This is a genomic window from Variovorax sp. 01T439_2, assembly GCF_056398445.1.
On the sequence record NZ_JBFTPJ010001290.1, the window covers coordinates 1 to 1195 of the forward strand.

A 1195-nucleotide genomic window follows, 5' to 3' on the forward strand; every position below is an offset into this window, starting at 1 on the left:
CTTCGGCGGCGTGTCGGGCGCCATGTTCGCGGCCTTCCAGGGTTTTGTCTCGCCGGAGTCGTTCAGCCTCATGGAGTCGGTGATGATCGTTGCCATGGTGGTGCTGGGCGGCATCGGCCACCTGCCGGGCGTGATCCTCGGCGCCGTGCTGCTGGCTGCGCTGCCCGAGGTGCTGCGCTATGTGGCCGGCCCGCTGCAGGCCATGACCGACGGCCGCCTCGACGCGTCCATCCTGCGCCAGCTCTTCATTGCGCTGGCCATGATCATCATCATGCTGGTGCGTCCGCGCGGCCTCTGGCCTTCGCCCGAGCACGGCAAGACATTGCAGCGCAAGGGGGCCGCTGCCCCCGGCGCACCGGTGGCGCCGGGGTCGCTGCAGACCCATGCGCCGGGCATCGAGACGCCGGCCGACGAACTGCCGGGTGCGGCCTCGCGCCCCATGTCGATCAATCCGTGAGCCCAAGGAGAAAATCAACATGACGACAGACACCATCCTCGACGTTCGCGGCATCTCCAAGCGCTTCGGCGGCCTGCAGGCGCTTTCCGACGTCGGCATCACCATCAAGCGCGGCCAGGTCTATGGCCTCATCGGCCCCAACGGCGCCGGGAAGACCACCTTCTTCAACGTGATCACCGGGCTCTACACGCCCGACAGTGGCAGCTTCGAGCTGGCCGGCAAGCCCTACCAGCCCACGGCCGTGCACGAAGTGGCCAAGGCCGGCATTGCGCGCACCTTCCAGAACATCCGCCTGTTCTCCGAAATGACGGCGCTCGAGAACGTCATGGTGGGGCGGCACATCCGCACGCATTCGGGCGTGTTCGGCGCGATGCTGCGCACCGGCAGCTTCAAGGCCGAGGAAAAAGCCATCGCCGACCGCGCGCACGAGCTGCTCGAGTACGTGGGCATCGGCAAGTTCGCCGACTACAAGGCACGCACGCTGTCGTACGGCGACCAGCGCCGGCTCGAGATTGCGCGCGCACTGGCCACCGACCCGCAGCTCATCGCGCTCGACGAGCCCGCCGCCGGCATGAACTCCACCGAGAAGGTGCTGCTGCGCGAGCTGATCGACCGCATCCGCAAGGACGACCGCACCATTCTCATCATCGAACACGACGTCAAGCTCATCATGGGCCTGTGCGACCGCGTCACCGTGCTCGACTACGGCAAGCAGATCGCCGAAGGCACGCCCTACGA

At 67.1% G+C, this 1195-nt stretch carries 2 protein-coding genes; both read left to right on the forward strand.

The features are described from left to right. On the forward strand, window positions 1-457 hold a 457-nt coding region (locus AC1DOC_RS34370; protein ID WP_478131667.1), incomplete at its 5' end, for a branched-chain amino acid ABC transporter permease. 19 nt (window positions 458-476) lie between these two features. After that, window positions 477-1195: ABC transporter ATP-binding protein (locus AC1DOC_RS34375; RefSeq protein ID WP_478131668.1), on the forward strand; the 719-nt coding region annotated here is incomplete at its 3' end.